The following is an 8,593-nucleotide window of genomic DNA, read 5'->3' on the forward strand; positions in this document are numbered from 1 at the left end:
GTGCAAGGCACCAGCTATACTTGCTCCAGCTGCTCTGCTGCTGGTTTCAAGCTAAAGTAAACCCTGAAGGTGGTGCCTTTGCCGAGTTCGCTCTCTACCTCAATTTTGCCATCATTGTTCTCAATAATGCGCTTTACAATGTATAGCCCGATACCTGTGCCCTCTACGTGCGTGTGCAAGCGCTTAAACATGGAGAACAGCTTGTGTTGCTGCTCTTTTTTGATACCCAGCCCGTTGTCCTGCACCTCCAGCACAACATAGTTATCCTCCTGGTATGTACTGATGTGTACTTCCGGCCTGCGCTCCGGCGATTTATACTTGATGGCGTTGCTCACCAGGTTATAAATGATGCTGCGCAGGTTCTTACTGGCATACATGATTTCTTTTACCTGAAAGTCTGTTCTAATAATTGCCCCTGACTCCTGCACTAAGCCTGCAATGTCAGCAGTTACATCTTTTAGCTTCTTTTCGAAAGAAAGGGACTCTACCGTGGTTTTAGACTCTTTCTGTACTTTGGTTATTTCTGCCAGATCTGCAATGGTGCCTTTAAGTTTATTGATGGCGCTTTGCACCATGCCCAGCACCTGCATGTCTTCGGGCTCCAGCTTGCCTTGCAGGATGTCGTGCAGCAGCATTACCAGGCCTTCCATGTTCGCAATCGGAGATTTAAGGTCGTGTGATGCGGTGTACACGAAGTTGTCCAGGTCGTTATTGATGCGCAGTAGCTCTGTATTTTTTATACTTAGCACATCATTCGTATCGCTTAGCTCTTTTCGGGCACTCACCAGCTCTGTAACTTCTACTGCAAACAGCAGCACAGCCTCTACTTCTCCTGCTGCGTCCAGCAGAGGTTGGTAAACCAGGTTAAAATATCCGTGCTCCAACTCTCCATTACCCTGCTTATCGATGGCTGTAGGAATCTCATTGCCTATAAACGCTTCGCCGGTTTCGAATACATTTTCCAGTCGGCTGAAGAAGCCTTCGCCCTCTTCTTCAGAGTGGGCATCGTAAATTGTTTTGCCTACCAATGGCCTGTTGCCATACAACTGGCGATACAGCGGGTTAGCCAATACATATTTATGATCTGAGGCACGTACCAGCCCTACCACCGCTGGCACCTCCAGAAACAGTTTTTGCAATAGCTCAGCATTCTGCTTTACCTTCGATTCTGCTTCTTTGATTTCAGTTATATCAATAACAGAACTTATAAAGCCTAAAAACTCTCCTGCTGTACCAAAGCGAGGTGTGTTAGTAGCCACCACAGAGCGGTAAACTCCGTCAAACCTGCGCATTCTAAGCTCCGCCCTAAACGAGGACAAGGTTGCAGTCGCTTTCTCAAACTCCGCCTCAATGCCTTTTATATCATCAGGATGCACCACCTCTGTCCAGCTTAAGTTTATGGTATCTTCAAAGCTGATCCCGGTAAAGTCGATCCACTGTTTGTTCACGTACATAAAGTTCCTGCTATCATCCATTACTTTGATGATAACCGGAGCGCTATCAGCCATGGTACGGAAGCGGGCTTCACTTTCTATAATGGCCTCCCGCGCCTGCTTTTCGTCACTGATATCGCGCACTTCTATAATCGCGTAGCTATCGCTGCCACTCTCCACAATGGGCTGAACAGCACAGGACACATAAAAAAAGCTGCCATCTTTGCGCACAAACACATCTTCATAAGCACGCATCGGCTCTATTATGGCTAAAGCATTACGGATAGGACAGCCTTCTGCCGGAAAAGGAGAGCCATCCATGTGCTTGTAGTGCACCATGTCGTGCAGCGTTTTTTCCTGCATCTCTTCAAACGTGAAACCCGTCATTTGTTCTGCAGCAGGGTTCATAAACGTGCAATAGCCTTTCGCATCAATAATAAAAAGAGCGGCGGTGGCATTATCCGTAATTGTCTGCTTCAGGCGGTTAGACCGGCGCACATTAGAAAGCGACCAGATAATGAAGAACATGAGGGCACTGATAATCAGACCTCCTATAAGTATAAAGTATGGCAGTTCAGAATCAGCAGAGACACCAAACCCTGGCTTTGACGTGATGTACACGCGCCAGTTATTGTTGCCAATGGTGAGGGTGTTTAGTTCGTTGTACTCCCTGTTGTGCCTGGTATGATAGTAGAGGGTAGTATCCGTGCTGTAAAGGAGCGACTCTTTGTTAAGGTTAGTGGCATCATATACCTCCACATCCACATCAGTTAGGGAGTCACCCAGTATGGCTGTCATTAAATCGTTGGCTCTAAAAGGACTGTATACAAAGCCCTTTATCAGCCGCTGCCGATCTTTTATAGACTCTGGCTTGGCATTATTTTCATAAATAGGCAGGTAAATCAAAAAGCCTGCCTGTGCGTCTTGGCCTGACTCCTGCACAAGCCTTACTTTCCCTGACATGGCTGGTTGCCTGGTATCACGCGCTATACGCATGGCCGACTGCCGGACAGAATCGCTGTACATATCAAACCCGAATGCCCGTAGATTTATGCCCGCAAAAGGCTCCAGGTAAATAATAGGAGTGTAAAACTCCCGGTTACCAGCCGGATATACACTGTAGTTTTCAAAGCCTTCTTGCCTGATACGCCTTTCGAGCTGCTGCACTTGCTTCCCTCTTACAGCCTTCGCAAAACCAAAACCCTGTAAACCAGGATACTGCTCCTCCAGGTTCAGCGTCTCGTAATACACTTTCCAGTCCTGGCGGGTAATAGTATCAGAAGAGGTAAAAAAAGCTTTACCGCCAATCAGCACCTGAATATAATCACGCATGCGCTTATCGATTGCCTGTGTAATCTGCTCGGCTCTAAAAGCAAACATCTTGGCGCTGCGCTCTTCTGCTTTCTTTTTTGTTTCGGAATAAACGAATAGGGTAAGCAGAAAAATAAGCAGGAAAGAGAATACCGCAATAAAATAATCTCTTATAAAAGAAGCCAGTTTGGCGAATTTCATGTGTAACAGTTTAATGCCGAAGAAAACCTAACTATTGTTGCCGTGATATAGTTGCATGTGAATTCTGGCATTTGGTTGATGTCTCGTAAAGATAGGAAAAAAGCGCATGCTCACCAATCAAGCGGGAGCGTAGCCTCACTAAATAACCATATTTAACTTATAAACAAACATCTCTATAAACTAGTGTTTATATCTTACTATAGTTATATTTACTTTAGTACCAAGTTCGGCTCCAATTAAAACAAAGTGCTAGATGAGACCAATTCAACAGTGGTTTGACGAGTATGGCCAAAGCCACCAGAACCAGACTAATAAGCTTATCCATTGGATTTGTGTGCCTTTAATTTTCTTCAGCATTATTGGGCTGCTGGCCAGTATCCCAAGCGGCGCCCTGAAAGAGTTGTTTCCGCGGCCTATACAACCTTTTGTGCACTTCGGAACAGTGGTTATACTGCTGGGCCTGCTGTTTTACCTGCGCCTATCGTTTGCTATGTTTCTGGGTATGGCCATTGTATGCACTTTGGTGCTAGGGGCAATTTATGTGGCAGATACAGCTTTCGCTACTCCGCTGTGGCTTATCTGCGTGGTTATATTTGTTTTAGCTTGGATAGGGCAGTTCTACGGGCACAAAGTAGAGGGCAAAAAACCTTCTTTTTTAAAAGATTTACAGTTCCTGATGATCGGCCCGGCCTGGTTACTGGGATTTATCTATCGGAAATTGGGTATACCGTATTAACTTTGCGGCACCAATTCATTCTTTATGCTGGAAATAACTAAAAATCTGCTGATTGCCTTTTTTGCTGTAGCAGTGCTGCTGCCGGTTGTGCGTTATGCGCTTCGCCGCCTATCGCCTGCCCAAAACCTGGAGGTGCTTTCTGCCGAAGAGGTACAGTATATTCAGAAGAAGGAATTTAAGCTTACAATTGCCTATTACTTTTTTGCCTGTGTGCTGGCCGTATTTAGTGCTGGTATGCTGGCACTTATCTCCAGCATCATACACGCCTCTACAGCGCACCTGCATGTGCTTACGCCAAATTTCAGGGCCCTCTTTGCCTCTGGCCTGCTCATAGGCCTTACCTTAGCCGTAATACCCTTGCGCCTGGCACAAAGAGCATTACTGGGCCACGACTATGAACTGTACAAAAACTACTTATCTCATACAGAAGGAAATCGCTCTAACCGGATTTATACTATACTGCTGCTGGTTATGCTGCTGCTGTCGGGTTTAGTAGGTTGGTACTCGCTGCGCTGGCACGTAGCCATAGATGAAGACCAGGTAGAGATTACGAACCTGCTGCTTGAGCAGCGAACATACCAGATGCAGGACATTCAAAGCATCCACTACCTGGGTGGAGAGGGCGAGTATCTGGTAACATTTAAGGACCAGACACACCTGGATATGACTTACCTGAAGCCCGTGCAGTTAGAAATGATTGCCCTGCTTGCAGCGCAATCCGGCAAGCGTGTCATCAGGTAGAGGAGGCTAATGGACTGCCCAGCTATACTTAAAAATTGCCGTGCTGGCAGCAGCAGCTTTTCTTACTATAAACCATACCGCTTACCAAACCAATCTATCTGTATTTCAGCTATATTTGCCCCAATTTTAGAAGAGGCAAAATATGAAGTATAAATTCCTGATACTGACGCTGCTATGGACAGCAGCAGCCATGGCTCAGAAGCAGCCGTTATCAGTAGCCGAGTTAAGTATAAACATACCTGTTTCAATAGAGCAGGCGCTGCCTACAAAGCAGCAGGATGGCGTGTATTACTACGGCTTTCAGCAAGGCGATAAGGTACTGCTAAGTATAGAAACCGAGAAGGCCGGACAGCCGGTAAACCTGGAGGTGCGGGAGTTTGCTTCGGGCTCGATGATATATAAAGCAAGAGATCAGAAAAAAGTTAAGAACCTACAGCTGACGGTACCACAGAAAATGGTGTACCAGTTTATACTTACCTCAGCCACAGAGAAACCCATACCTGCCCGCCTACATCTAAAACGGCAGCCTAACGGTGCAGAAACCCGTCACTTTAACACCAACATTACCTGGAAACAGAGCTCCGACACTACCTGGGCCACCACCACAGATAAAGTTGCCATAAAAGGAGAGCTCATCCCGACTACTTTAATAGACAAGACTTTTCGGGTAGCCTCTAAGGCAAACCTGAACCCTAGCCGGGTGGCTATCCCTTTTAAGTTACCGCCCAACACGGTGCACTGGGTATATTGGGTAGGCGTGGGGCAAGAGTCGGTGGAGGAGCTGAAGAACATGACCAGTATGGCTGCTAAGGGTGCTGCTGGCCTTACCGCAGGCGTAAGCCCTGTAGCCGCTTTTGGCCTTGGCCTTATCCCAAGCCTGCCCCAGGTAAATGCCAGCGGCAACATAGACTATTATTTTATGAGCAAAGCCTCTGCCGATAAGTTTGTAGCTGATGCAGACTCTGATTGGAAGCACTTTGGCTTTGCACAAGGCAGCGGCATTATCTCAGATTATAAAAAGGTGCTGCCATCCGAAACACCCAAAACACCAGATGGCGCCCTATACGCTGTTTTCCGGAACAGCAATACGGTAACCGGCCTTGATATTACACTTAAAGTTGTAGCCTTTGAGCAGGAAAAGAAGTATGTAAACAAGCAGGTGCGCAAGCCTGTTAAAATTGAGCAAACGCTGCTGCCAGTTTTTGGGGAATAGCTTTAGTAGTTATGAGTTTAGAGTTGAAAGTTATGAGATGATCCTGGCTTCAGGATGGCTGTAATTTATGATTTTGGTATAACGCTTAACTCAAGACTCTGAACTCGGCACTCTGAACTCTTTTTCGTAGTTTTGCCACAGACACGTATCCTTTTAACCAATAGATAAAACTATATGCAAGTTCGCGTAGAGAAAGACACGATGGGCCCTATAGAGGTGCCTGCAGACAAATATTGGGGCGCTCAGACACAGCGTTCAAAAGAAAACTTTACCATTGGCGGGCAGCAGATGCCGCAGGAGGTAATCGAAGCCTTTGCTATACTTAAAAAATCGGCTGCACAGGCTAACGCTGAGTTGGGTGTGTTGTCTCAGGATAAAGCTGATATCATCTCTAAAGTATGTGATGAAATTCTGGAAGGTAAGCTGAACGACCAGTTTCCACTAGTGGTATGGCAAACTGGATCGGGCACGCAATCGAACATGAACGTGAACGAGGTGGTAGCAAACCGTGCGCACGTAGTGCTGGGTGGCGACCTGATGGACGAGAAAAAGAAGATCCACCCGAACGATGATGTGAACAAGTCGCAATCGTCTAACGATACCTTCCCGACAGCCATGCACATTGCCGCTTATAAAAAAGTGGTGGAGCATACGCTGCCGATGATCAAAAAGCTGCACGACACGCTGCAAAGCAAGTCGGAGGAGTTTATGGATGTGGTAAAGATTGGGCGTACGCACCTGATGGATGCTACGCCGCTGACACTGGGCCAGGAGCTTTCCGGCTACGTGAAGCAGCTGGAGTATGGTATGAAGGCCTTGAGCAATACGCTTGACCACCTGAAGGACCTTGCACTGGGCGGTTCTGCTGTAGGCACAGGTCTGAACACGCCGGAAGGTTATGCTGAGCTGGTAGCACAAAAGATTTCTCAGTACGCTGGCCATGAGTTCCGCACGGCTCCAAACAAGTTTGAGGCGCTTGCCGCACACGATGCCATGGTAGAAACATCTGGTGCCTTAAAGCAGCTGGCCGTTTCTTTGATGAAAATTGCCAACGACATCCGTTTGCTGGCTTCTGGCCCCCGCTCTGGTATTTCAGAAATCATGATTCCTGAAAACGAACCGGGCTCTTCTATCATGCCGGGCAAGGTTAACCCTACGCAGGCTGAAGCCATGACCATGGTTTGCGCCCAGGTAATTGGTAACGACGTGGCTATCTCAGTAGGTGGTATGAACGGCCACTTCGAACTGAACGTGTTTAAGCCGGTGATGATCTATAACCTGCTGATGAGCGCCCAGCTGATCGGTGACGCTTGCGACTCTTTCGACAAGCATTGCGCTGTAGGTATAGAGCCAAATAGAGAGCGCATCAAGCACAACCTGGAGAACTCGCTGATGCTGGTTACTGCGCTTAACCCACACATTGGTTACGACAACGCTGCCAAAATCGCGAAGAAAGCGCATAAAGAAGGGACCACCCTCCGTCAGGCAGCCATCGACCTGGAGCTGCTCACTAACGAGCAGTTCGATGAGTGGGTGAAACCAGAGGATATGATCGGCAGCTTGAAGAAATAAGACGTTAGATTGTAGACGTTAGACACAAGATTTTATACTTGTGTTTGTAGATAAAAGGAAAGGCAGCTCCGGTAGGGGCTGCCTTTTTTGTTTAATGTCTATTTTAAGAATGCAATTAGCGACCTAATTCCTTATTTTTTCTGTTAATTAGACATACAATTATTTGAAGCAAGATGAAGCGTGATCTAACTACTTCTGGAATCCACCGCAAGAACATACTCAACAATAATATAGCTCTTAAAGAACTATACAAAGAGCTAGACTTTGCAGGTGTTATGTTTGAGGGGAAGTACCGGTACACAAAGAAGCTAGTAGCTGATTTCTTTGATGTAGATGAAAGAACTATTGACCGCTATGTTGAGAGCCATAAGGATGAGGTTGGTGAACATGGATACGAGGTATTAACTGGTAACAGACTAAGAAACTTTAAGTTAGCTCATGGTAATGACATTAATGTCGTTACCATAGATAATTCTCTTAAGAAGACATCAGTACTAGGGGTATTTACATTTAAAGCCTTTCTAAATATAGGAATGTTGTTGACAGAAAGTGAACAGGCTAAAATACTGAGAGGCTTTATTCTTGATGTTGTAATAGACACTCTCAATCGGAAATTAGGAGGGAGTACAAAGTATATCAACCAGAGAGAAGAGGAGTTTCTATCAAGTGCAATCCGCGAACATCGCTATAGGCAAGAGTTTACTAATGCCCTGGATTACTATATTCAAGATAATAAGTTCAAGTATGCTCAACTTACAAACAAAGTTTATATAAGTATCTTCGAAGAAGATGCGAAGGAGTATAGGCAAATACTGAAGCTAAAGGAGAAAGATAGTGTACGAGCTACGATGTATTCTGAAGTTCTAGATTTAATTGCTAGTTATGAAAATGGTTATGCTGATTGCTTGAAGAAAGAGTTTGAAAAGCTCAGTCGTAAGTTAACACTAGGTGAAGCAAATCAGCTGTTTGACCTGTTTGAGTCTTTTACTAATGCTATTTATGAGCCATTGCGTGAAAAAGCTAGGAGCCTGATGGCGAGTAGAGATATGGCTTTTCGTGATGCTTTACATGAGAAGCTAAAGAACTATGTTACACATTTATCTACAGATGAGTTTGACAAGTTTTTAGGAGAGAAGAGTATGGCTCTTGAAAAGCGAATAGATCAAAATATTGATGTATTCAAAAGGTTAAAGGATAGATAATGACACTTCACTTGTACTTTGACGCTAAACATGCCATAATAACTCATAACTATATCATTAAAGTATCAGGCGGTAGCAAAGGTGTAAAAAGTATAAATCCGGAATTATCTCACCTAGTCCGCCCACTGACAACGCCACTGCTTTCTGGCTTCCATACCCTTCCGCTGATACCTGCCATACATCG

Annotated in this window: 6 protein-coding genes; 5 read left to right on the forward strand and 1 reads right to left on the reverse strand. The window is 45.6% G+C overall.

Going from position 1 to position 8,593, the window contains the following annotated elements:
* Window positions 1-14 precede the first annotated feature (14 nt).
* A complete protein-coding gene (locus ACFQ2O_RS00565; RefSeq protein ID WP_377522036.1) occupies window positions 15-2,945 on the reverse strand; it encodes a CHASE domain-containing protein in 2,931 nt (976 codons plus the stop codon).
* Window positions 2,946-3,198: 253 nt separating this feature from the next.
* Between ACFQ2O_RS00565 and ACFQ2O_RS00570 the strand changes: the two genes are divergently transcribed.
* The 5 genes from ACFQ2O_RS00570 to ACFQ2O_RS00590 all read left to right on the forward strand — a co-directional run bounded on the left by ACFQ2O_RS00570 (window position 3,199) and on the right by ACFQ2O_RS00590 (window position 8,409).
* On the forward strand, window positions 3,199-3,681 hold the full coding sequence (locus tag ACFQ2O_RS00570; protein ID WP_377522038.1) for an Mpo1 family 2-hydroxy fatty acid dioxygenase: 483 nt from the start codon (window positions 3,199-3,201) through the stop codon (window positions 3,679-3,681).
* Between the two features lie 24 nt (window positions 3,682-3,705).
* Window positions 3,706-4,422 carry a hypothetical protein gene (locus ACFQ2O_RS00575; protein ID WP_377522040.1) on the forward strand — a complete coding sequence of 239 codons (717 nt, stop codon included), beginning with the start codon at window positions 3,706-3,708 and terminating at the stop codon, window positions 4,420-4,422.
* A gap of 142 nt (window positions 4,423-4,564) precedes the next feature.
* Window positions 4,565-5,635, forward strand: a complete 1,071-nt coding sequence (locus ACFQ2O_RS00580; protein WP_377522041.1) for a hypothetical protein — start codon at window positions 4,565-4,567, stop codon at window positions 5,633-5,635.
* Between the two features lie 174 nt (window positions 5,636-5,809).
* Complete coding sequence (gene fumC, locus ACFQ2O_RS00585) at window positions 5,810-7,207, forward strand: class II fumarate hydratase (protein WP_377522042.1); 1,398 nt, start codon at window positions 5,810-5,812, stop codon at window positions 7,205-7,207.
* A 173-nt stretch (window positions 7,208-7,380) separates the two neighbouring features.
* Window positions 7,381-8,409 (forward strand): DNA-binding protein, encoded by a 1,029-nt coding sequence (locus ACFQ2O_RS00590; protein ID WP_377522043.1) that lies wholly within the window; start codon window positions 7,381-7,383, stop codon window positions 8,407-8,409.
* The last annotated feature ends 184 nt before the right edge of the window (window positions 8,410-8,593 follow it).

The sequence above is a fragment of the Pontibacter rugosus genome (genome assembly GCF_042678745.1).
Classification (GTDB): domain Bacteria; phylum Bacteroidota; class Bacteroidia; order Cytophagales; family Hymenobacteraceae; genus Pontibacter; species Pontibacter rugosus.

Coding starts and splice junctions, on each gene's coding strand:
- ACFQ2O_RS00590 (WP_377522043.1), top strand. CDS start 7,381: ATGAAGCGTGATCTAACTACTTCTGGAATCCACCGCAAGAACATACTC.
- ACFQ2O_RS00580 (WP_377522041.1), top strand. CDS start 4,565: ATGAAGTATAAATTCCTGATACTGACGCTGCTATGGACAGCAGCAGCC.
- ACFQ2O_RS00575 (WP_377522040.1), top strand. CDS start 3,706: ATGCTGGAAATAACTAAAAATCTGCTGATTGCCTTTTTTGCTGTAGCA.
- ACFQ2O_RS00570 (WP_377522038.1), top strand. CDS start 3,199: ATGAGACCAATTCAACAGTGGTTTGACGAGTATGGCCAAAGCCACCAG.
- fumC (WP_377522042.1), top strand. CDS start 5,810: ATGCAAGTTCGCGTAGAGAAAGACACGATGGGCCCTATAGAGGTGCCT.
- ACFQ2O_RS00565 (WP_377522036.1), bottom strand. CDS start 2,945: ATGAAATTCGCCAAACTGGCTTCTTTTATAAGAGATTATTTTATTGCG.